Annotated in this window: 20 protein-coding genes and 1 other RNA gene; 13 read left to right on the top strand and 8 right to left on the bottom strand. The window is 36.8% G+C overall.

All coding sequences use genetic code 11. The features are described from left to right. Window positions 1-122: 122 nt before the first annotated feature. Window positions 123-953 carry an HAD family hydrolase gene (locus EJF36_RS13185; RefSeq protein ID WP_185806910.1) on the bottom strand — a complete coding sequence of 277 codons (831 nt, stop codon included), beginning with the start codon at window positions 951-953 and terminating at the stop codon, window positions 123-125. A gap of 115 nt (window positions 954-1,068) precedes the next feature. Here EJF36_RS13185 and rnz point away from each other — a divergent pair, with 115 nt between their 5' ends. Continuing rightward, on the top strand, window positions 1,069-1,989 hold the full coding sequence (rnz, locus tag EJF36_RS13180; protein ID WP_125906758.1) for a ribonuclease Z: 921 nt from the start codon (window positions 1,069-1,071) through the stop codon (window positions 1,987-1,989). A 122-nt stretch (window positions 1,990-2,111) separates the two neighbouring features. Here the strand turns inward: rnz and namA are convergent, their stop codons facing one another. Continuing rightward, window positions 2,112-3,131, bottom strand: a complete 1,020-nt coding sequence (gene namA / locus EJF36_RS13175; RefSeq protein ID WP_125906757.1) for an NADPH dehydrogenase NamA — start codon at window positions 3,129-3,131, stop codon at window positions 2,112-2,114. A gap of 140 nt (window positions 3,132-3,271) precedes the next feature. On the opposite strand from namA, the gene EJF36_RS13170 reads away from it, so the two are divergent. From EJF36_RS13170 to pflA, 4 genes are all read left to right on the top strand, one after another. Next, a complete protein-coding gene (locus tag EJF36_RS13170) occupies window positions 3,272-4,867 on the top strand; it encodes a M20/M25/M40 family metallo-hydrolase (RefSeq protein WP_125906756.1) in 1,596 nt (531 codons plus the stop codon). A gap of 113 nt (window positions 4,868-4,980) precedes the next feature. After that, window positions 4,981-5,374: RNase P RNA component class B (gene rnpB / locus EJF36_RS13165), an RNA gene on the top strand. 438 nt (window positions 5,375-5,812) lie between these two features. Next, on the top strand, window positions 5,813-8,065 hold the full coding sequence (gene pflB, locus EJF36_RS13160; protein WP_125908383.1) for a formate C-acetyltransferase: 2,253 nt from the start codon (window positions 5,813-5,815) through the stop codon (window positions 8,063-8,065). A gap of 5 nt (window positions 8,066-8,070) precedes the next feature. Beyond that, a complete protein-coding gene (pflA, locus tag EJF36_RS13155) occupies window positions 8,071-8,781 on the top strand; it encodes a pyruvate formate-lyase-activating protein (RefSeq protein WP_125906755.1) in 711 nt (236 codons plus the stop codon). A gap of 234 nt (window positions 8,782-9,015) precedes the next feature. Here the strand turns inward: pflA and EJF36_RS13150 are convergent, their stop codons facing one another. Both EJF36_RS13150 and EJF36_RS13145 read right to left on the bottom strand, forming a co-directional pair. Beyond that, complete coding sequence (locus EJF36_RS13150; RefSeq protein ID WP_260471904.1) at window positions 9,016-9,861, bottom strand: VOC family protein; 846 nt, start codon at window positions 9,859-9,861, stop codon at window positions 9,016-9,018. A 124-nt stretch (window positions 9,862-9,985) separates the two neighbouring features. Further along, a complete protein-coding gene (locus EJF36_RS13145; RefSeq protein ID WP_125906753.1) occupies window positions 9,986-11,248 on the bottom strand; it encodes an MFS transporter in 1,263 nt (420 codons plus the stop codon). Between the two features lie 143 nt (window positions 11,249-11,391). Here EJF36_RS13145 and EJF36_RS13140 point away from each other — a divergent pair, with 143 nt between their 5' ends. The 3 genes from EJF36_RS13140 (at window position 11,392) to EJF36_RS21570 (ending at window position 15,402) form a co-directional block, all read left to right on the top strand. Then, a complete protein-coding gene (locus EJF36_RS13140; protein WP_125908382.1) occupies window positions 11,392-11,697 on the top strand; it encodes a winged helix-turn-helix transcriptional regulator in 306 nt (101 codons plus the stop codon). Between the two features lie 710 nt (window positions 11,698-12,407). Next, window positions 12,408-15,017: a bifunctional acetaldehyde-CoA/alcohol dehydrogenase gene (gene adhE, locus EJF36_RS13135; protein WP_125906752.1), complete on the top strand. Its 2,610-nt coding sequence runs from the start codon at window positions 12,408-12,410 to the stop codon at window positions 15,015-15,017. A 223-nt stretch (window positions 15,018-15,240) separates the two neighbouring features. Then, window positions 15,241-15,402: a hypothetical protein gene (locus tag EJF36_RS21570; RefSeq protein WP_185806909.1), complete on the top strand. Its 162-nt coding sequence runs from the start codon at window positions 15,241-15,243 to the stop codon at window positions 15,400-15,402. Between the two features lie 130 nt (window positions 15,403-15,532). On the opposite strand, the gene EJF36_RS13130 is transcribed toward EJF36_RS21570, so the two are convergent. From EJF36_RS13130 to proI, 4 genes are all read right to left on the bottom strand, one after another. Next, window positions 15,533-15,973, bottom strand: coding sequence for a carbonic anhydrase (locus EJF36_RS13130; protein WP_125906751.1), 441 nt, complete (start codon window positions 15,971-15,973; stop codon window positions 15,533-15,535). A gap of 19 nt (window positions 15,974-15,992) precedes the next feature. Next, a complete protein-coding gene (locus EJF36_RS13125) occupies window positions 15,993-16,994 on the bottom strand; it encodes a sodium-dependent bicarbonate transport family permease (protein ID WP_125906750.1) in 1,002 nt (333 codons plus the stop codon). 145 nt (window positions 16,995-17,139) lie between these two features. After that, window positions 17,140-17,499: a Na-translocating system protein MpsC family protein gene (locus EJF36_RS13120; RefSeq protein WP_125906749.1), complete on the bottom strand. Its 360-nt coding sequence runs from the start codon at window positions 17,497-17,499 to the stop codon at window positions 17,140-17,142. Window positions 17,500-17,611: 112 nt separating this feature from the next. Further along, entirely contained in the window at window positions 17,612-18,454 is an 843-nt protein-coding gene (gene proI, locus EJF36_RS13115; protein WP_125906748.1) for a pyrroline-5-carboxylate reductase ProI, read from the bottom strand. A gap of 472 nt (window positions 18,455-18,926) precedes the next feature. Between proI and EJF36_RS13110 the strand changes: the two genes are divergently transcribed. From EJF36_RS13110 to EJF36_RS13090, 5 genes are all read left to right on the top strand, one after another. Further along, window positions 18,927-19,895: an MBL fold metallo-hydrolase gene (locus EJF36_RS13110; RefSeq protein ID WP_125906747.1), complete on the top strand. Its 969-nt coding sequence runs from the start codon at window positions 18,927-18,929 to the stop codon at window positions 19,893-19,895. A gap of 11 nt (window positions 19,896-19,906) precedes the next feature. Then, window positions 19,907-20,695 carry an SDR family NAD(P)-dependent oxidoreductase gene (locus EJF36_RS13105; RefSeq protein WP_125906746.1) on the top strand — a complete coding sequence of 263 codons (789 nt, stop codon included), beginning with the start codon at window positions 19,907-19,909 and terminating at the stop codon, window positions 20,693-20,695. 455 nt (window positions 20,696-21,150) lie between these two features. After that, on the top strand, window positions 21,151-21,669 hold the full coding sequence (locus tag EJF36_RS13100) for a sigma-70 family RNA polymerase sigma factor (RefSeq protein ID WP_125906745.1): 519 nt from the start codon (window positions 21,151-21,153) through the stop codon (window positions 21,667-21,669). Next, window positions 21,662-23,002: a DUF4179 domain-containing protein gene (locus tag EJF36_RS13095; protein WP_125906744.1), complete on the top strand. Its 1,341-nt coding sequence runs from the start codon at window positions 21,662-21,664 to the stop codon at window positions 23,000-23,002. The genes EJF36_RS13100 and EJF36_RS13095 overlap by 8 nt, the downstream gene beginning before the upstream one ends. 95 nt (window positions 23,003-23,097) lie before the next feature. Continuing rightward, entirely contained in the window at window positions 23,098-24,030 is a 933-nt protein-coding gene (locus EJF36_RS13090) for a phosphotransferase enzyme family protein (protein ID WP_125906743.1), read from the top strand. Window positions 24,031-24,060 lie beyond the last annotated feature (30 nt).

Genomic DNA, 24,060 nt, shown 5'->3' with positions numbered 1-24,060 from the left:
ATTACAGAACTTCACGGACGGAAAGCCCATCTCCTTCAGGTATGGGAGTGTCAGTGTCAGTTCTTAAGACAATAAAAAGCTACACCCATTAAAATGGTGTAGCAGCTTTATATCTAAACAAATTATATAAGTGTTTGCAGAATCTTTGTTGCTTCTGCAATATTTGAAACTATATAATCAGCATGGTCGTCTTCGCCGATTTGATGCGAATCAATTAGAATAGTCGGGCAACCTAATTCACGGGCAGGTAAAATTTCATTAATATAATTGTCACCAACACTCAAGATATTGGTATAGTCAATACTATATTTTTCTTGAATAGCTTTAAAGTGCTGTAGCGTATGTACCGGCTTTTTGCCATTGAAAATCTTGTGATCGAATACATCGGAAAGTCCTAATTTAGAGACAATAACTTCACTGTCAGGCTGAGGACTATTTGTTAACAAAACAAGCTTTTTAGTTTGACTAAGTTTTTCTAAAGTGGAAACAAATTCTTTATTTTCCTTCATAACAAATTCTGGCGTCATCATATATTCCCGTGTTTTTAAAAATGCTTCATAAGTTTCTTCTCTACCTAAACCATAGTGGCGTCCAATTGCATTTGGTATCCACCATAAATCCCCTACGTTAAACATACGCTCTCTATCAAATACGATTTTCTCACCATATTTACTTACAACATCAGACTCAGATAGTGAGGAGCCGTCCCATGAATATGCTTCTATAACATAGCCTTTATTTTGGCGTAATATTAAATCTTCCTGAGCATCGTACACCATCCCAATTGCTAACGTATGTTTACCATTCACAGCTGCTTCATAATCTTGTTCGAAAACACTCTGCTTTTCATCTGGAAGGTACTCTTTAATACGCTGTGCATAAAAATCGAAGTGATGTGTGTCTTCATACAATGTACCATCTAAATCAAAAATAATAACTTGGATATTCTCCATATTCCTTCGCTCCTTACTAAAAAACATTCACATATTAGTATACATTATTGTGCCGTTGAGATATTGTAAAGATTAATATAAGATAGTGTTAACCAAAATGAAGGGAGTCAACACATTGGAGTTAATATTTCTTGGGACAGGAGCTGGAGTACCAGGAAAGCAGCGAAACGTATCAGCGATTGCGTTATCCATGCTTCAAGAGCGCGGTGCTGTATGGCTGTTTGATTGCGGGGAGGCAACACAGCATCAAATATTACATACCAACATCCGTCCTAGACGAATTGAACATATTTATATAACGCATCTTCATGGTGATCATATTTTTGGACTACCAGGGCTGCTTGGTAGCCGTTCCTTTCAAGGTGGTAATACACCATTAACAGTATTTGGGCCAGAAGGCATTAAATCGTTTATTGAAACTTCTTTAGCAGTCAGTCAAACACATTTGCAATATGAGTTACATGTGAAGGAAATTGAAGAAGGAATTATTTATGAAGACTCTGGATTTAAAGTTGAAGCTATTCGACTTCAGCATGGTATACCGTCGTTTGGGTATCGTGTAATTGAAAAGGATTTACCGGGAGAATTGTTAGTTGATAAATTAAAAGAACTAGGGATACCACCAGGGCCGATGTATCAGAAAATAAAAAACGGTAGCACTGTTGAATGGCAGGGAGCTGTGTTACGTAACGAGGATTTTTTATCAGCTGCAAAAAAGGGTCGGATTGTTGCATTAGCTGGCGATACAAGATATTGCGATGCCTCAGTTAGGTTGGGGAGAGAAGCTGATGTGTTAGTACATGAAGCGACCTTCGCAGAAGATAAGGCTGAAATTGCATATAATTATTTTCATACAACAGCAAAACAAGCTGCGGCGATAGCTTTAGAGGCACAAGCTAAAAGACTAATCATGACGCATATCAGTTCACGATATCAACCTGCCGAAGAGGAACAGCTTTTAATAGAAGCAAAAGAAATCTTTAAAAATACAAGCATGGCAAAGGATTTTTATAAAACAGAGATTCCAAAAAGGTAAAAACTACTCATCCTAATATTGGTGAGTAGTTTTTTGTATAACTTGTTAAATAAGCATTTTTTCATCCCCGTGCAATCTGAAGTAGCTATTCAGCCTCAATTAGTCATGAAGGAACTTTGTTTTTAAACCCAGCCTCGTTCATATTGTATAGGTGGTGCAATTTTAACGCCTAGCTCTTTAGCGGCAGTTCTAGGCCAGTAAGGATCTCGTAATAATTCTCTTGCTACGAAAACCAAATCAGCGCGATTATTGTGGACTATTTCTTCAGCCTGAATCCCCGTTGTAATTAAACCAACAGCACCAGTAGCAATTTGGGATTCATTGCGAATCTTCTCTGCTAACGTAATTTGATATCCTGGGTATACATCAATTTTGGCCGGCACTAAAGCGCCTGAACTAACATCAATCAAGTCAACCCCTTGTTCTTTCATCCATGTGCAAAACGTTACGTAATCTTCGACTGTTAATCCATCAGGGTGGTGATCTGTAGCAGAAACACGAACGAATAACGGACCATCCCACACTTCATTAACAGCCTCTATAATTTCTCGAAGAAAACGATAACGATTTTCTGCAGATCCACCATATTGATCGTCACGATTATTAGATAGCGGTGATAAGAACTGGTTTATTAAATATCCATGTGCCCCATGCAATTCTATTATATCAAAGCCGGCTTGCTTGGAGCGCTCAGCTGCTACCTTAAATGCTTCAACTGTTTCTTTAATGTCTTCTATTGTCATAGCAGAAGGTGTTTTGTAAGCATCACTAAACCCTATTGCAGAAGGTGCAATGATAGTGCCGTCTACATTTGCTTTTCTCCCAGCATGCGCTAATTGAATGGCTGTTTTTGCCCCGTTGTTATGTAACTGCTGTACTAGCTTATGCAAACCTTCGATTTGGGTATCATTCCAAATGCCTAAGTCTTGCGGGGAAATACGTCCTTGTGCTGTAACAGCTGTGGCCTCTATCATAACAAGTCCAACCCCACCAACTGCGCGGCTTACATAGTGAGTCATATGCCAATCTTCTACCATCCCATCTTCGTTATGTGACGAATACATACACATCGGTCCCATAACGATACGGTTTTTTAGTTCAACATTTTTTATTGTATAACTTGAAAATAAAATAGATTTCATATAGAGCCCCCTTATCCTAATTTCGTATCTCTAAATAAATGGTATCACGAGACAAGAATTATTAAAAATATAATACTATAGGTTTATTTATTTACAGAATAATTAGAAAAAATTAAAATACAAAAAAGGAGGGCTCGACGATGACGAAGTGGCAAACTAAAGAACAAATGGTAGACTTATTGCATACACTCGTACAATACAACAGTGTGACAGGTAGCTATGAAGAGGTTGTGCTCCCAGAATATTTATTTTACCAATTATTAGAAATACCATATTTTCAACAAAACCCTAATCATGTCCAGCTTCATCCATTAGCAGACGGACGGCAATTCTTAACGGCGCTTGTTAAGAATGAGCCAACGGTCGCTGACACTGTAATTTTGTTAAGTCATTTCGATGTAGTGGGTATAGAAGATTATGGGGAGTGGAAAAATCTTGCATTTGATACGGTTGAATTAACAAAACAATTTTATCAACACATAGATAAGTTACCTGACCATGTGAAAGAGGATTTAAAGGATGAGTGGCTATTCGGTAGAGGTAGTTTAGACATGAAAGCAGGCTTAACCGTTCAGCTTTCAATGATAGAGAAAGCATGTAACGGAGAGTTTAATGGCAATGTGCTGCTCGTAACGGTCCCTGACGAAGAGATGTATTCAGCAGGCATGGTAGCAGCTGTTCCGGTGCTTCTTGACTTAGCCGAAAGATGGTCACTGCAATACAAAATGTGCATAAATTCAGAACCTATGTTTGCAAGATATCCACAAGATGATACTCATTATATTTATACCGGTTCAATTGGTAAGATTCTAGCGGGGTTTTTAAGTTACGGAACAGAAACGCATGTAGGTGAGCCGTTCGGGGGTATAAGTGCAAATTATATGATTTCTGAAGTAAATAGACATATTGAGCTTAATACAGAGTTCTGTGAAACAATTGCTAAGGAGGTTACACCACCACCAGTTAACTTATATTTAAAAGATTTAAAAACAGATTATTCAGTACAAACTCCTCATGCTGCAGCAGCACTTTATAATATAATGATGATGGAAAAGAACTTACCCACTCTTATTAATGACTTGAAAAAAGTTGCAATAGAGGCTAGTTCAAATATAAGCAATTTTTATAAGGAGAAACTACAGGAGCGAGCAAACATCTTTTCTTCAATTAAAGTATTTACGTTTTCGGAATTGTATGATTTAGCTGTTGCAGAGCATGGTGAGCAGGAAGTGTTACGAGGACAGCATTTAATTAAAGCTAATCATGAAAATATATCTGATAATGAAATGACAATTAAGTTTGCTGAGTATATAGCATCACTTTGTCATGAGTATGCACCAATGCTTGTTGTATTTCTAGCTGCGCCATATTATCCTGCGGTTTGTTCAAGTAACGACTCTTTAGTTAAGGGGACATTAAACGAAATAAAAACTTACGCTAGAGACACTTATAATATTCATTTTGTTGAAAATAAATACTTCAATGGATTATCGGATTTAAGCTTTATAAATATTAATGTATCAAATGATGAGTGGCGCATGCTCTCAAAGAATATGCCATATAATAATAATGTAACCGAGAAGGTTTTTAAATTACCTACCATTAAAACACCGGTCATGAATGTAGGTCCTTTTGGGAGAGACCCACATAAATGGACAGAAAGAATTCATTGCGGTTACTCGTTTGAGACTTATCCGGATATTTTGCATTACACAATTAAAAAAGTGATCGGATAAAATTCCAATAACTTACATTGAACTGATTTCTGTAATATGATAACATGGATTTTGTCACATCTTAACGACACATTAATTAATAAAGCTTTTCTTTTATATAAAATTTCATACAAAACGTGAGAGAATCGCGCAAAGCTTTAAGCTTTGTGAGGAAAGTCCGTACTCGCACAGGCTGCGATGCCTGTAGTGTTCGTGCCAAGCGAAACAGTAAGCTTGGGCAGTCCATAAACGTATGGACTGACGGCAGGGACCGCACCTAAGTCCGATTTGGATATGGTGCCAATACCTTGAAAGTGCCACAGTGACGGAGCTTCAAGAGAAATTTTGAAGGTGGAACGAGGTAAACCCCACGAGCGAGAAACCCAAATTTGGTAGGGGAAGCGTCTGGCGGGAATTGAACCAAAAGGACGCCACAGTTTAAGCTGTGAGATAGATGATTCTCCATATTGTGCGAGGGCATATACTGTCCGATTATAGCACACTATGAACAGAATGCGGCTTACGAACGTTTTGTATGAGAATTATGTAAAAGAGAGGCTTTTTTTATTTTAAAAATAAAACTAAAAAAGACATCTGTATTAGTCTGTTATAGTTTTTGGTTCTGTTCTTATATAACAGTTTCAGGTTGATAAATATGATTTTAACAACCCTGTATCACAAATTTGTCAAAAAATATTTCAAAAAATATATTGTACTTATTCTAAAAAACTGGTACGATTTATATATCAAGAACAAAGCGGGATGATATAAAGCACTCCGCTTTTTTTGAAAATATATATGTGAATAGGTTCACAAAGTTTGCACTGTGGTAATGTTAGAAACCTGATAAAAGTGAGAAAGTGGATTTGTTCATAAAGTTGTCACTGTGTAAATGTGAGAAACCTCACAGCAAAACATAGCGACCCGAATTATGATAAAAATATCGGAGGGTGATACCAAATGGTTATGACAATTGAAAAAAACGAAACTAAAAATCCGTGGCAAGGCTTTAAAACTGGTGTATGGCAATCTCGTGTTGATGTTCGTGATTTCATCGTAAACAACTGGACAGTATATGAGGGTAATGAAGAATTTTTAGCTGCTCCAACTGAAGCAACAACAAAGCTTTGGGAGCAAGTAATGGAACTAACAAAGCAAGAGCGCGAAAATGGTGATGTTCTTGACGTTGATACAGAAACTCCATCCACCATTACTTCACATGGAGCTGGATACTTAAATGAAACATTAGAAAAAGTTGTAGGTGTTCAAACTGACGCACCTTTCAAACGTTCTATCCAACCGTACGGCGGAATTAGAATGGTTAAAGATGCTTGTGATGCATATGGCTTCAAGTTGAGCCCACAAGTAGAAAAAATCTTTACAGATTATCGTAAAACACACAACCAAGGTGTATTCGATGCTTACACACCTGAAATCAAAATGGCACGTAAAGCAGGGATCGTAACAGGTCTTCCAGATGCATATGGTCGTGGTCGTATTATCGGTGACTACCGTCGTGTTGCTCTTTATGGTGTTGATAAATTAATAGCTGATAAAAAAGAGCAGTTAAAATTAATGGAAGGCCAACCGATGTCTGAAGAAGTTATCCGTCTTCGCGAAGAACTTTCAGAACAAACACGCGCATTAGCAGAATTAAAGCAAATGGGTGCAGCATATGGCTATGATATTTCTAAGCCTGCTACAACAGCTCAAGAAGCAGTGCAGTGGTTATACTTTGGTTACTTAGCTGCTATTAAAGAGCAAAACGGTGCTGCGATGAGTTTAGGTCGCGTATCTACTTTCTTAGATATCTACTTCGAGCGCGACATTAAGAATGGCGTGATCACAGAGGAAGAAGCACAAGAAATCGTTGATCACTTCATTATGAAGTTACGTATTGTAAAGTTCTTACGTACTCCTGAATACAATGAATTATTTAGCGGAGATCCAACTTGGGTAACTGAATCAATTGCTGGTATGTCAAATGACGGACGTCCGTTAGTAACAAAAACATCGTTCCGCTTCTTGCATACACTTGATAACTTAGGACCGGCACCAGAGCCAAACTTAACAATTTTATGGTCAACAAAGCTTCCTGAGGGCTTCAAAAAGTATTGTTCGAAAATGAGTATTAAATCAAGCTCTATTCAATATGAAAATGATGACCTAATGCGTCCAGAGTATGGCGATGACTATGGTATCGCATGTTGTGTTTCTGCAATGCGCATTGGTAAGCAAATGCAGTTCTTCGGTGCTCGTGCCAACCTTGCAAAAGCATTATTATATGCTATCAACGGTGGTGTAGATGAGAAGTTAAAGGTACAAGTAGCGCCAACGTATCAACCAATCACTTCTGAATATCTTGATTATAATGAAGTAATGGAAAAATATGATGTTATGTTAGAGTGGATTGCTGGTGTATATATGAATGCTCTTAACATCATTCATTACATGCATGATAAATACAGCTATGAAAGAATTGAAATGGCATTGCACGATAAAGATGTAGTTCGTACAATGGCTTGCGGTATCGCTGGTTTATCGGTTGTGGCTGACTCATTAAGTGCGATTAAATACGGGAAAGTAAAAACAATCCGTGATGAAAACGGCTTAGCAGTTGACTTCGAAATCGAAGGGGACTTCCCTAAATACGGTAACAACGATGATCGTGTAGACCAAATTGCTGTAGACTTAGTTGAAACATTCATGAATAAGATTCGTAAGCATAAAACATACCGTAATGCGATTCCTACTCAATCAATCTTAACTATCACTTCAAACGTAGTGTATGGTAAGAAGACAGGTAACACTCCTGATGGACGTAAAGCAGGCGAACCATTTGCACCAGGTGCAAACCCAATGCATGGTCGTGACACAAAAGGTGCTTTAGCATCTGTAAGCTCAGTTGCTAAATTACCATATGAGCATTCTTTAGATGGTATTTCATTAACACACTCAATGGTACCAGGTGCTCTTGGAAAAGACGAAGATACACGCATAAACAATCTTGTAGCAATCCTTGATGGATATGCATCACAAACAGGTCACCACATTAACGTTAACGTGTTCGAGCGCGAAATGTTAATGGATGCTATGGAGCACCCAGAAAAGTATCCTCAGCTTACAATTCGTGTATCTGGATACGCTGTTAACTTTGTTAAATTAACTCGTGAACAACAGATTGATGTAATCAACAGAACATTCCATGAAAGTATGTGATTAATATGTTAGGAAGAATCCATTCCGTCGAAACATGCGGAACGGTTGATGGACCGGGCATTCGATATATTGTATTTACACAGGGGTGCCCACTCCGCTGTATATATTGCCATAATGCCGATACGTGGGAACGTAATGGTGGAAACGAAATGTCTATTGACGATATATTAGATGATGTTGCAAAATACGAATCTTATATTAAATTTTCCAACGGTGGTATTACTGTGAGTGGGGGAGAACCTCTTCTTCAACCAGAGTTTGTCTATGAATTATTTAAAGCTTGTAAAGAACGTGGTATTCATACGGCACTTGATACGAGTGGAAGTGTCCACCCGAAAATACTGGATGATATATTGTCCGTGACAGACCTTGTTTTACTAGATATTAAGCATATTGATGCTGACAAACATAAAGAATTAACAGGGCTATCAAACAACAATACTCTTAAGTTTGCAAAGCTTCTTAATGAGAAGAATATCCCAGTCTGGATCCGTCATGTTCTTGTCCCAGGCTATACAAATAATGAAAAAGACTTATCTGCTTTAGGAGAGTTCCTGTCAACACTATCAAATATCGAAAAACTTGAGGTTCTTCCTTATCATAAGATGGGTGAGTACAAGTGGGAAGCGTTAGGCTTTGAAAATAAACTAACTGAAGTAGTACCACCATCAAAAGCAGAAGTGGAACGAGCGTACGAAATTCTTACAACAAGATAATAACTAAAAAGCCTGCTCAACATATGTTGAGCAGGCTTTTGTGCATGTTAAGAAAAAGTATTAGTTTTTTACTTAGATTATTGTCTAACTCCAGTCGCCAACGGGTCAAGGTTACAAACCAATAGAACGTTGGAGATCGGGACTTCCGACGAACATCGTCTTGTGCTAGTCGCCGTTAGACGGCGCCTTGCGTTTATCTAATAGAGTATTAGAACGGAAGTTAGGAGAAAGCACTTATGACCTAATGATAATCGTATTATTAAAAGGATCTTTAATAATAAGTTGCTCATTAATGTCTTCAAATGAAATACCATTTTCTTTTAATTTTTTAATCATGCTTTTTTGTTTTGTTTCTTCAGGGACAAATAATATGAATGAATGTAAACCGACACTATTTTCTTTAGGTTGAGGAGCTCCTTCACCATTCCATGTATTTAAGCCGATATGATGATGATAGTTTTCAGAAGATATAAATAAAGCTTGATTTCCGTATCGATTGACAACTTCAAATTCGAGAATGCTACAGTAAAATTGCTCAGCTATTTTTAAATCTGATACATGTAAATGAATATGGCCTATTATTGTTTTTTCTGCGATGCCATACCAGTCTTGATGTTTTGTTGCATTTAAAAGATCTTTGATATCAAGAGGGTCTACAGCCATTTCAACTTCTCCGTTATGCCAGCGCCATGTTGATTCAGAACGATCGGCATAGATTTCAATGCCATTCCCATCCGGATCCGATATGTATATAGCTTCACTAACAAGATGATCGGAAGAACCAAAAGGAATATTTAACTGACGAAGGTGTTGTACGACATTAGCAAGATCCTCCCTAGATGGTACTAATAGAGCAAAATGATATAAACCGGTTGTGTTAGGTTGCTTTGGTCGAATATTATCTTGTTGACGTAACGTTACAATAGGAAGAGAGCCGTCAGCAGACAAAGTGGCATTAGTATGGTCGGTGTTAAGTAGCTTCAACCCAATAATATGGGTATAATAATTTACAGAGTTATTAAGGTTACTAACGTTTAGACTAATGTGATTGACAAACATCGCTGGCTTTTTATGATACATCAACAACACCTCACTTTTTAGTATCTTGCTAATAATAGTACGGAACATTGCTAAAATCAAATAATTAGTATTAGACAGAAAAGTACATTGAAAAGCTAAGGTTTGCGGTCCTTAGCGTTATTGATTAAGTTGTGGTTGTTACGTCATGCCTAGTATAGTGGTATTCTTTTCTCCTAAAAGCATAATAAAAGAATACAGCCCCTAATATTGACCCTAAGCCTGAGACTATACAGAGTATTAAATAACCCGTCCAGTTTCCATGTAATTGAACAATATACATAGCAAAAGGTCCTACAAGACTAATAATGAGAGAATTGACCATAAATCCAACACTGTTAGTAATTCCTTTAGCGTTAGCTGGAACACTTTCCATCATGATCTTTGATTCAACTGGATTTATTGCAAATTTAGTAGAACGGAATAATATGAAACAGATAATTGCGATCCAAATGTTTCCTGTTAATCCTAAAGCAATAACAACAGGAACAGATCCGATGTGGTATAGCGATACAGCTGATATATCGCCCCATTTCTTTGTAAGCGTAGGTGTATAACTCATAAAAAGCACTGTAGCTAAAGTTCCACTTGCTAATATGAAGCTGATTTTAGAAGTAGATAAATCAAACCTATACAAGAAAAATAGGTTAATAAATGGTGCCAACACCCCTAGACTTATTCCGTTTAATGCTTTTGATACAGAAAATTTTATAATGGTAGAAAAGACCGCTTGTGGTTGTTTTGTTATTAAGTTAGAGGATTGTGCTGCTTGTTTGATAAGAGTCGAATCTTTGATCATAATCAACGGTATAGTACTAACAATTAATAAAATGATTGTTATGCTTAGGGTACTTTGAATACTTATTGACTCAGAGACATAAAATGTTTTGCGAATTAAGTCAGAAATAATTCCTCCAAGAAGTGTTCCGACAAAAGTGAAAAAAGTACCTGTACTGAATGCAAATGTATATAAACTATTTCGCTCCTCTGGTGTTGAATATGCCGTTAACAGTGGCACAAACATGACAATTGTTGCAGCGTGCCCTAAACCTATAACAAAGCCCCAAAAGGCCAATAAGCTGTCTGTTGTTGCAGTTAAGTTACCAATAAATGCTACTGTAAGTAGGCTAAGTCCTAACAACACACTATTTTTTGCTCCTAGTTTGTCTGCTAATATGCCAGCAGGGATGTAAATGATTGCCTGAGCAAGAAAATTTAGTCCTAAAATCTTTCCTATTAATACAGAATCTCCAAGGATGTGCTCTAAATAAATGTTGTAAAGTACGAGGTGAATACCTAAACTCAAACATAAAATCATGTTCCAAATTAATATTTTTTTCAAGGCATTATTATAATGTGTTATGTTAGTAAAAAAACTGAATACATTCAAACTGTAATACCCCCTTTAGATATATTTACATATTAAGTTGCAACACGTACCACAACAAGTAGGCACTTTTTTGTTCGTAGAAAGGAGATAAGAAGTTGAAACGTAAAGTATATTCTTGTCCAGTTGAGTTGACAGTCGAGGTTATGGGAGGAAAGTGGAAGTCTAGAATTCTTTGGCATCTAAACAATAAATCTTATCGATATGGAGAGTTAAGAAAACTAATTCCTGAAATCACACAAAAGGTGTTAACACAAGCATTGCGTGAAATGGAAGAAGATGGTCTTGTGAAAAGAACAATTTATGAGGGTGCTATTCAACATGTGGAATATTCATTAACGGACTATGGGCATTCACTATCGCCTGTTTTACAAGTCATGAGTCAATGGGGAAGCATGCATATTTTACGAGAGAGAGAATTAAGAAAAAAAGAGGAAAAAACGGTTGATTAGGTTGTCCTTTTTACAGTGAGCCAGTTTAAATTATTAAACTGTTATTAATAAGGGCCGGATGATCCAGGGAAAGAAGCTAAAATACTTTTCTTAAAGAATATACATCAACCCGTTTTTCCTTCATCGCTTAGGAACATATGACTTCAAATAGTGCCCCTTCATCATTTGCTGGCGCTAGAAGACTGCCTTTCGCCCTTTTATGAAAATGGAAGGTTTACGTGAATTCATGCTAGCTTTTCCTTCGAATAGGAGAACTATGAAACATACAAGCTATGTATTTTATCAATAATACCAAATGTTCACAAATTGTTAACTTACACACAGTGTTAATATGGTTTATAATAATAGTTGTAAGGACGAGAGGTTAAAAGTTGAATTAAAATGCGTAGTGGTGTATAAGTATACAACGCGTGATAATAAGACTATGAAAGCGCTATCAAACAAAAGTTCAGTGTTGAAAAGGCTTTCACAACATAAACTGTTTATTATCGCAATACGCCTAAGGTATTTTGTTATTAAATTTTCTGTATACCTTGTGAAACTTTTCACAATTTCGTCAAACACAAAACATAGTAATTGCGTTATACTAACAATGTAAACAAAAACAAAACAAATTCAAAACCAGCAAGCTTTATTTTTTAAAAGCCGTATGTGAAAAACATCACATATCGTAAAAATGGTTTTAATAGTATTAAAGGAGGAAACTCAAGATGGCTACTGTAACTGAAAAACCGGTAGAGCAAAAGAACGAAGCGTTAAAAATGATTGACACGTTAACTGAAAAAGCAAACAAGGCACTTAAAGAATTTGCTGATTATGATCAAGAAACAATCGACGCAATCGTAAAAGAAATGGCATTAGCTGGTCTTAATCGTCACATGGAATTAGCAAAAATGGCTGTAGAAGAAACTGGCCGTGGCGTGTACGAAGACAAAATCATCAAGAACATTTTCTCAACAGAGTATATCTATCACAACATTAAGAATAACAAAACTGTTGGTATCATATATGAAAACGAGCAAGAAGGTATTATGGAAGTTGCTGAGCCAGTAGGTGTAGTAGCGGGTGTTACACCAGTTACAAACCCAACATCAACAACAATGTTCAAAGCACTTATTGCTATTAAAACTCGTAACCCAATAATTTTCGCTTTCCATCCATCAGCTCAAAAGTGTAGCTCAGAAGCTGCAAGAACATTATATGAAGCAGCTGTAAAAGCAGGCGCACCTAAGAACTGTATCCAATGGATTGAAAAGCCATCAATCGAAGGTACACAAGCATTAATGAACCACCCAGGAACAGCATTAGTTTTAGCAACTGGTGGAGCTGGAATGGTTAAATCAGCTTATTCAACTGGTAAGCCAGCTCTTGGAGTAGGTCCTGGTAACGTACCATGCTACATTGAAAAGACAGCTGAAGTGAAACGTGCTGTAAACGATCTTATTTTATCTAAAACATTTGACAATGGTATGATTTGTGCTTCTGAACAAGCAGTTATCATTGATAAAGAAATCTATGAAGAAGCAAAAGCTGAGTTAATAGCTAACAAATGCTACTTCTTAAATGCTGAAGAAAAGAAAAAGGTTGAAAAGCTAGTAATTAACGAAAATACTTGTGCTGTTAACCCTAACATCGTTGGTAAATCACCATTCTTTATTGCACAATTAGCAGGTGTAACAGTACCTGAAGATACAAAGATTCTAATTGCTGAGCTTAAAACAGTAGGACCTGAAAGCCCGCTTTCACGTGAAAAATTAAGCCCAGTTCTAGCTTGCTTCAAAGTAAACAGCACTGAAGATGGCTTAAAGCGTGCTGAAGAAATGCTTGAGTTTGGCGGATTAGGTCACTCAGCTGTTATCCATTCAAATGATGAAGAAGTTATTAAGCAATTTGGTATTCGTATGAAGGCTGGTCGCGTTATTACAAATGCACCATCTTCACAAGGTGCAATTGGTGATATTTATAACGCATATATTCCATCATTGACATTAGGTTGTGGTTCTTACGGTAAGAACTCTGTATCAACTAACGTAGGTGCAACTCACTTGCTTAATATCAAAAAAATCGCTAGAAGGAATGTTAATATGCAATGGTTCAAAATTCCACCAAAAGTTTATTTTGAAAAATATTCTACTCAATATTTGGCAAAAATGCCTAACATCAGTAAAGCAATGATCGTAACTGACGAAGGAATGGTTAAACTTGGTTACGTGGATAAAGTTCTTTACTATCTACGTAAGCGTTCTGACTATGTACATTGCGAAATCTTCTCAGATGTTGAACCAGATCCATCTTTAGATACAGTTATGGCTGGTGCTGAAATGATGAAGAAGTTCCAACCAGACGTAATCATCGCTCTTGGTGGCGGTTCAGCGATGGATGCTGCAAAAGGTATGTGGTTATTCTATGAGCAACCAGAAGCAGACTTTAACGGTATTAAACAAAAGTTCTTAGATATTCGTAAGCGTGTTTACAAGTATCCTGAATTAGGAAGAAAAGCACAATTCGTTGCGATTCCAACAACATCTGGTACTGGTTCTGAAGTAACACCATTCTCTGTTATTACTGATAAAGCAAATAACATTAAGTATCCATTAGCAGATTATGAGTTGACTCCAGATGTAGCTATCGTTGACTCTCAATACGTTATGACTGTTCCAAAATCAGTTACAGCAGATACTGGTATGGACGTATTAACACATGCTATTGAAGCATATGTTTCTAACATGGCTAACGATTACACTGATGGTTTAGCATTAAATGCTATTAAATTGGTATTTGAATACCTACCAAGAGCATATCGCTTTGGCGATAAAGATGAAGAAGCTCGTGAAAAAATCCATAACGCATCTACAATTGCTGGTATGGCATTTGCGAACGCGTTCCTTGGAATTAACCACAGCTTAGCGCATAAGATTGGACCTGAATTCCACATTCCTCACGGACGTGCGAATGCAATCTTAATGCCACACGTAATTCGTTACAATGCAATTAAGCCTAAGAAATTCACTGCATTCCCGAAATATAAGTTCTTCAAAGCTGACGTTCGTTATGCTGAGATTGCAAGATTCTTAGGATTACCAGCTGCTACAACTGAAGAAGGCGTAGAAAGCTTAATCAATGCTGTTATTAAACTTGGTAAAGAGCTAAACATCGATATGAGTATCGCTGCTCAAGGTGTTGACGCTAAAGAATTCGAAGCTCGCGTTGACTACTTAGCTGACAAAGCATTCGAAGACCAATGTACAACAGCTAACCCTAAAATGCCACTAGTAAGTGAATTAGCAGACGTTTATCGCGCAGCTTACAAAGGTGTATAAATAAAAATAGAGAGAGTTTAACTCTCTCTATCTAATAGAAATTATAATACCGGTAGGAGCTGCCTGTGTTTTCGCACTAATAATGTGGGGGAATAACGGATAGCTAATACTAAGTGTATAAAAGAGTTAAGAAGTCATGGACTTCTTAACTCTTTTTGTATTACTACGTTCATAACCCTTTGACGCTATGCTATTTAGAATTGGATAAAGGGGGAAGAGTGCTTTGTTTGAGTTTGTTCGTGTATCTGTGGTTAAACAATGGAGAATTGTATTCGGATTTGTGTCGGATTGTGTCGTTAAGGAGCGGTGTTTGTCGGTGCCAGGCACACTCGAAATGGAAGGTTCAAAAAAACCAGTAATATCAACGGTTCAAAAATTGTCGTAAATTGTCGGTGCCAGGCACCGACAATTTTATATATACTTCAGACAAACCGTTTGAATATGTTTTTTTTGCTTTATTAAAGTAACTTGAATTGATCATAATCGTCTAGCTTGATAAGCTGAAAACTCATAAATCATCCAATCTCTTCACATCTCTGCATTTCATTTTTTTCTGATAGTACGTATCCCGATGTTTTAACATGTTCAGGTAAAAGAGGGTTGTTCTGAATAACCTCTAACGTTCTCATGACATTGTCTTCTACACTTTGATAAGATAGTTGCAGCCATTTGTCTATACTTCCTACAGAATACTTGTATTTTAATAAGTATTCTATAGCAGGATGTTCTTCTTTATGAATGCTGAGAAGTGCGCCGCTTTCTTGTTCGCCAATGACTAGTATTTCTTCGATATTTAAATCGCGACAATATAACAGCAAAGTACGCATCAAGTCTCCAAACGGTTCAGTAATTAAAGCGCCGTGCGTACGTAATACTAACAGATCCGTATTTTCAGGAAGCAAGGCTTTAACTTTGTCATCACTCGCATTTGTTACTACCATCATTTTGTTTCTCATACTTTCAAACCTCCTATAATTAGATCGCTAATGCAATTTGATAATAAATAGGAATTCCAATTAACAAGTTAAATGGAAATGTGATACCAAGCGCTGATCCTAAATACACAGATGGATTTGCATCGGGCACAGATGACTGAAGAGCAGCTGGGGCTGCAATATATGATGCACTTCCAGCAAGAACGCCCATCAACATAGTACCACCAAGAGATAACTCAGTAAGGTGTCCAATAATGACCCCTAAACTACCAAATAAAACAGGAAATACAATACCAACACCAAGAAGTTTCCAACCATATTGTTTAACAGCTGGTACAACTTCTTTCCCAACAATTAATCCCATGCTTAATAAAAAGATCACTAAAATACTATTATACAAATCAAAAAATAATGGCTTAACCATTGGATAGGCACGGTCACCTGCTATAAAACCAACAATTAAACTTCCTAGAAGCAACAATACACTTTTTCCGAATAATGATTCACGAATAACGTCTTTATGAATCATCGGTTTTGTACTAGTTGCCGTGATTCCATATTGCATATGTGTTGTAGATTTTTTACTTTCTAACACACTCAGCAATAGCAATGACACGAAGATTGCTGGGCTTTCAAGCAAAACAACTAGTGCATTCATATAGCCTTCATAGTAAATACTTTCTTTCTCTAAAAACGAAACAGCTGCTCCATACGTTACGATACTTACAGAACCGTACGTTGCCGATAATGCAATCGCATTTTTTGTATCGAACTTCATAAATCGTAATATGACGAACACTACAAGCGGTATCAGTGTGCCTAAAAAAAGTGTACTTATAATTGGCATAGCTACAGATGACAAGGAGTAATGTGTTAGCTCAATACCTCCTTTTAAACCAATTGCAATGAGTAAATAAATACTTAATGTCTCTTTTAGCCCGTTTGGAATAACTAGGTCTGATTTAACAATGGCTGCTATGATTCCTAATATGAAAAATAAAACTACAGGTGACATTAAATTAGTGATAAAAAGCTCTAACATTTGTTTCTCTCCTCATTCCCAAGTTAAAGATAGTTTTTAAAGCAAAAAAGCCGGCTAACAGAACAACATGCACAACTTGTGCAAGATGTTTGTTATACCGGCTTACTTTTACCTAACATTATGTTTTGTAAAAAGTCTTCCTGCTTTATATACATTTGTCTTGTAAGTTTTCTTTTAATGTAAATACTATAATACGTTCCCCTGTACGTGTGCTAATGTCAGTGTGAAAGCTCTCTATAGGTGTATTTATTGATTCTTCTACAGATACTTTAAGCTCCTCAACACCTGATTCAATTAAGTCTGAGCGACTTTTTTTTATGGTAAACATACCATCCATTGTTTGTGCCAACGTTTTTTCAGCAGGGGACAATATACCTTTCAACGTAACAATTATCATATTACGTAGTATATCTGTTTTAACAGATACAGAACCTCTTCCTAAGTAATCCTTTTCCCACTGTGTGAGAAGTCTACTAATGTTATTTTCTAGTTCGCCCTTTTTCATAAGTCCTCCGTGTTTTTTCGTGCAACCTATCATACGATGACTACACGCTAAAACGAGTTCTTTTTAGATATATTATTATACATATTCATATTTGTAAAGTAAAATACCTTTTTTAGAAGGCTTCCTTCACAATCTTCTCATGAAGAGAAGCTCCCATTTCACCTGATCTTTCAGTAGCTCGTTTAATACAAGCAATCATTGCTTCTTGATATTGATGCTGTTCTAATACACCTATACCTGCCTCTGTTGTACCACCTGGACTTGTAACCTCTCTTCGTAAAATGGATGGATGTTTATCAGACTGCTGTAGCATTTCAGCTGCGCCCATGATGGTTTGTAAAATAAGCTCTTTTGCAACAGAAGCTTCTAATCCAATATCTATCGCAGCCTTCTCCATTGCTTCTACTAAATAATATACGTAGGCAGGGCCACTTCCAGAAAGACCTGTTATCGCATGCATATCCCTTTCATTCACAACTTTTACAATGCCTATTGTTTCAAGAAGCTGTTTTGCCTTTTGTAAGTGAGTATCTGTTGCATAACGACCAAGTGCTATAGCTGTTGCTGATTTTCCAATAGCAGCAGAAGTATTCGGCATTGCGCGAATAATCGCGACTTGTTTCTTCAGGATATCTATCATCGATTGAGTAGACACACCAGCCATAACTGATATGATAAGTTGATCTTCGTGAATGAATGGTGCAATAGTTTGTAGACCATCCACAGCATCCTTTGGTTTCATAGTTAACACAACAATATTAGCTTTTTTAATAATGTCAGGTTTCTGTTTAATCATTTGTACACCGTACTTATGACGTAACTCATATAGTCGTTCGTAATTAGAACGATTGGTAACAAGTATTTGTCCTGGTGCGAACAATCGTTCCTTTAGCATCCCACCGATCATCGCCTCAGCCATCGACCCGGCTCCCATAAACCCAATTACATCCTTCATGAGTGGATCCCCCCCTGATTAAATTAACGTTCAAATAAAATAAAAAAGCCTTATCTGTCCTTATGAAAAGGACGAATAAGACTCTATTCCGCGGTACCACCTTTATTGGCACCATAAAAGTGCCCAGCTCTGACCCGTATCGTGGGGAACGGTTAGGTTTTCCTAACTACTAGCGGGGTAGGTTCTCCTAATAAGATGGCCTGTGAAACCTCGCAGCCAAGGGCTTCACTCTCTTAAGACATTATTAGTGTACTAGTCCCGATCAACGCATTACAGTATTGATTTTTTCAAATTATCGCTGATTTATTATTCATTGTCAAGCATAAATATTTATAATTTACAAGCTCATTATAATGACAAAATGATAAAAAAAAGGTAAACTTTACATATCAAGGACTGAATAGTCATTCATTGTGAAAAACATTATGATGAAAAAATAAAGATCCACACAACAGGAAAAGGAGTTATGAGAATGACAGCAATACAAGTAATGAATGATGTGCTTCAGATAACATTGCCAACACCTTTTGCAGTAGGAGATGTTAACGTATATATTATCAAGGGTGAGCGTCTAACTTTGGTAGATGCAGGCGTGAAAACAGAAGAGGCATGGCATTTGTTTACGCGAGGATTACAAGAACATGGGTACAAACCAGAAGATATTGAACAGGTTGTATTAACACACCATCACCCTGATCATGTTGGATTATTAGATCTCTTACCGAAGGGTTTACCAGTTTACGGCCACCGAAAAGGTCGTCCTTGGATCCAACAAAATCGAGAGTTTTTAGAGTATCATGATGAGTTTTTTGAGGATTTATTTTTCCGTTTTGGAATAGATCGTGTGTTTTTAAAAGGTATTGAACAAATGAAACGACCGTTACACTTTGCCTGTAAACGTGACTTAACAGGTGAACTTGTGGAGGGTGACATAATTCCTGGCTTACCAAATTGGAGTGTTCTAGAAGTACCTGGACACGCTCAAAGTCATATTGCCTTTTATAGAGAGCAAGATGGGACATTAATTGGTGGCGATCATTTATTAGGGAAAATATCAAGCAATCCATTGCTTGAACCACCAGAGCATAGTGGGGATGAAAGACCTATGCCACAGGTGCAATATAACGACTCGTTACAGAAGTTACTAGACTATAATATACAAGTGGTATACAGTGGACATGGAGAACCTATACACAATGCGCATTCACTTATCACCCATCGTCTAAAGAGACAAGACGAGCGTGCACAGGATGTTCTTGCTATATTAAAAGAAAAGCCGCATACGGTCTTTGATGTGTGCAAGCAGCTTTTTCCACATGTTTATATGAAGCAGCTTGCTCTAACCATTTCTGAAACAGTGGGGCAGCTTGATTATTTACAAAGCAAGCGTCTTGTTGCTATTGACCATGCTAGCGGCGCAGATCTATATTACGTAGTGTAACGGGGGACAGTATGGATTCGTTAAAAAATAAAAATGTTGTCATTACCGGTGCTTCAAGTGGCATTGGTGAAAAATTAGCGTATTTAGTTGCAAAGCAAGGGGCGACGCCTATACTAATTGCGCGCTCAGAAAAGAAATTACAGGACTTAACTATTAGCCTACAGCAGTATAATAGACAATCAACATATTACGTTCTTGATGTAAGTAACATAAAGGCAGTAGAAGATGTTTTTTGCGACATTTATAGTAAATATGGTCATGTTGATGTTCTCATCAATAATGCTGGCTTTGGTGTCTTTGAATATGTAAATGACATTGATTTAGACATAGCCAAAAACATGTTTGATGTGAATGTACTTGGTCTTATAGCTTGTACACGAGCCGTGTATCCTCACATGGCTAAAAACAAATCCGGCCATATTATTAATATCGCATCTCAAGCCGGAAAGTTTGCAACGGCAAAGTCAAGTGTATATACAGCTACAAAGCACGCAGTTTTGGGGTTTACAAATAGTCTACGTATTGAAGCACGCCAATCAGGGGTTTTCGTTACATCTGTTAATCCAGGGCCAGTTGCCACAAACTTCTTTAATATCGCTGATAAAGACGGAACTTATGTAAAAAATGTTGAAAGATATATGATTGACCCTGACATTTTGGCGCAAAAAATTGTAAGTGTGATTTTTACATCAACTCGCGAAATTAATATGCCTACGTGGATGAGTGCAGGGAGTAAGTTATACCAGTTATTCCCGAGGCTTGTAGAAAAGTTTTCAGAGAGATTTGTTAATATTAAATAGCTATGAAGTAGATAAGTCAGGGAAACCTGGCTTTTTGCTTTTTAGCTCTGCAAAAGAAAGTGTGACTCCAAAAAATTTAAAGTAGCGCAATTTATCCAGATTAAAGTAGTAGCAAATCACTGAACATAGGTGCGTGGCACGATTCCGACAAACTTTGGCGTGATTTCGACAAGAAAGTAGTGCAATTTCGACAAGGAAGTGTCACGTTTTTCAACTAGTACTCACTGAACTTAGGCGTGTAGCACGAATTAGACAATGCCCTGGCACGTCTACCAACAGTTATGTGAAGCACCAAAGGAGATAGTCGAGTAGTTTCATGTCTCAGTCTAGAAGAAGCGAGCCGCAATGTAGCAAATATCAATAACAACGTTTAACAACTTTTTTTGTAAAAAATAAAACCTTTTTAAAGTGTGTGCTGTCTAATATATGAATACAAACAGAGAGGATACCTGGTTATGAATGAGGAGTTAATACAGAGAGCAAAGCGAGGGGATGACGACGCATTCTTTGAACTTATGCAGCTGCATAAAGAAAAGATGTATCGAATTGCTCTGTCTTTTTTACACAGTGAGCAGGACGCGCTAGAAGCGATGCAAGAAACGACATATCGTGCATATAAGGGACTCAAGCGCTTGAAGAAGAATCAATTTTTTACTACATGGCTAATACGCATTGTCATGAATTATTGTACAGATGAACTTAGAAAACGAAAACGTACTACGGTGCAAACAGACTTTGTAGAGAATAGCTCAGTAGAACCTGGATTTGAACATGTAGAGCTGGAAGCATTAATTGCACAATTAGATGTCAAACAACAACAGGTTATAAAGCTTAAATACTTTCACGATCTGAAAATTGCAGAGGTGGCAGACGTGATGGAAGTTCCAGAAGGGACAGTGAAAACGTGGTTGCATAAAGCGTTGTTGCAATTGCGCAAGCAGTTAGAAATGAAAGGAGAAGGGCGTCATGCATAATGAAGAGGAGCAGCTTGAAAAGATGAAGAAAAGATACAATGATTTAGAAATGCCACCCTCCATTGATGTTTACATTAAAAAAGGAATGCAACAAGCGAAAAAACAGCAAAACAAAAGAAAACGGGTACAATTATCATTAGCCGCAGCCATTATTTTTGTCGGCGTATTCGTTTCATCTGTATCTGTATCACCTACATTTGCTAATTACATCCGGATGGTTCCTGGACTTGAATATATTGTAGATTTAGTTCGTTTTGATAAGGGGTTATTAACAGCTATTGATAATGATTATGTGCAGGTTATTAATGAAGCAGATGAACATGATAATCTGAAGCTTACAGTAGATGCTATATTGGCAGATGAAGTGCAAATGGTGTTGTTTTACACGCTATCATCTTACAACCCCGCACATGAGTTTGTAGAATTAGAGTCGTTCAGATTATTAGATGAAACAGGGAATGAACTTGAATTTAGTGCAACATATGTTTCAACCGGAAAGAGCCTGCAAGAAAACGATAAAATATCAGGGAATATTACTTTTACGTACAATGACAAAAAACTACCTGATCAATTAACGTTTCGAACGAAGATTGTAGAAGGTAAAGAAGCATTTAGTCGTGATAAGGAATTAGCTAGCACGTGGCAGGTCCCTTTTAATGTAGATTTAGAGAAGTTTTCTGGTCAGAAGGAAACAATCGACGTAAATAAAACGATTGAAATTGAAGGGCAAAAGATCATAATTAAAGAAGTCACAATGTATCCAACTAGAGTGGGTGTCAAGGTAAAGTACGATGAAACAAATGATAAAAAGATCTTTGGCTTTGAGGATATTCATTTTGAAGATGAAACTGGTGAGCAGTGGGGTACTATATCTAATGGATTCACTGCATCGATACTAAGTGAAAATGAACAAATTTTATATTTTCAAAGTAATTACTTAAAGAGTCCACAAGAATTGTATTTGAAGTTTTCTAAAGTACGCGCTCTTGATAAAGATGATTTACAGGTAATTGTTGATTTAAAGAATAGTAAAATTTTGGATCAGCCAAAAGCAAATATACTAACATCTGTTACTACTGATGGTAATCATGTGGCATTTGCAGGGAAAGTGAATAGTGAAAAGCCTATAAGTATGAGCTTTGTTGATAAAGTAACAGATGCGGAAGGAAAAGAGGTTGATATCGATAGCTTTACTAATTCAAGTGTAGAAAATGAAGATTGGCGTCCAGGAGTCATTATACCAAATGTGTGGGACCTGGCTAATCCTGTAACATTCCATATTTATGATTACCCTATGTTTATAGAAAAAGAGATATCTATACGCGTGAAATAAATGGATGGTCCTTGTGACTATCCTTTTTTAATAAACACACACTAATGCGTTTAGTAATGTTAAAATATAGAAAAAGCGCAGTGGGAGAGGAACACATGGAGAACATAATAGAGCAGTCTCTTAATCAATTATATCCAGTTAATATTATGGGAGTAGAAGTAGTTACACCAGGCATGTATCGTTGTTTTTCAGAAGACAAAACGTATTATGCAAGGATATCAAATTACAAATCGTATGAACATCAATATGAAGAACTATCGTGGATGGAATACTTGTCTCAGCATGGCGTGGGCGTAGCAACAGTTGTAAGATCAAACAATCAACAGCTTATTGAAAAAATAAAGTTAGAACAAGAAATAAATACCGTTCTATTTGAAGCTGCTCCCGGCATACATATGCCAAAACAACAATGGGATGAGTCCGTTTTTAAAAAGCTTGGTCAAGAAATAGGAAAAATGCATCGTCTTTCAAAACATTACACGGCACACTACCCAATTAATTATTTGAATGATTGGCAAAACAATCATGAGTATGATTTCCTGTCTTATATCCCTGAACAAGAAACAACTATTAGGGACTTGTGCAAGAAAATAGTTAATGAAATTAATAGTATCCCGCAAAATTGTAATACATATGGAGTCATTCATGGTGATATATGGCTAGACAATGTGCTTGTAACAAAAGAAAAAAAGCTAACATTAATAGACTTTCAAGATTGTGAAAAACATTATTATATGTTTGACTTAGCAGTCCCGTTATATTCCGCGTTGGAGTTCTCTTTTGTGGGAGGAAGGAATATAAAAGAATATAGTTATGCTATTAAGGAAAGCTTATTTGAGGGATATGCAAGTGAATGTACGATCTCAGCGGAGTTAACGAATACGTTACCTTTATTTTTAAAACTAAAAGAACTATTTGAATATCGTGCTATGCACAGGTATTGGGAGAAAAAGAACCTTAGTGAGGAGCAAGTTCGCATTATGAATCTGTACCGAATACGCATAGAAAATCAATTTAGTTTATTTTAATGATTCCCTAAGTTAGAGTGATATGAAAAA

Source organism: Bacillus sp. HMF5848, from assembly GCF_003944835.1.
Taxonomy (GTDB): domain Bacteria; phylum Bacillota; class Bacilli; order Bacillales; family HMF5848; genus HMF5848.
Note: the sequence above shows the minus strand (reverse complement) of the source record. Positions and strands in the feature narration are given on the sequence as shown.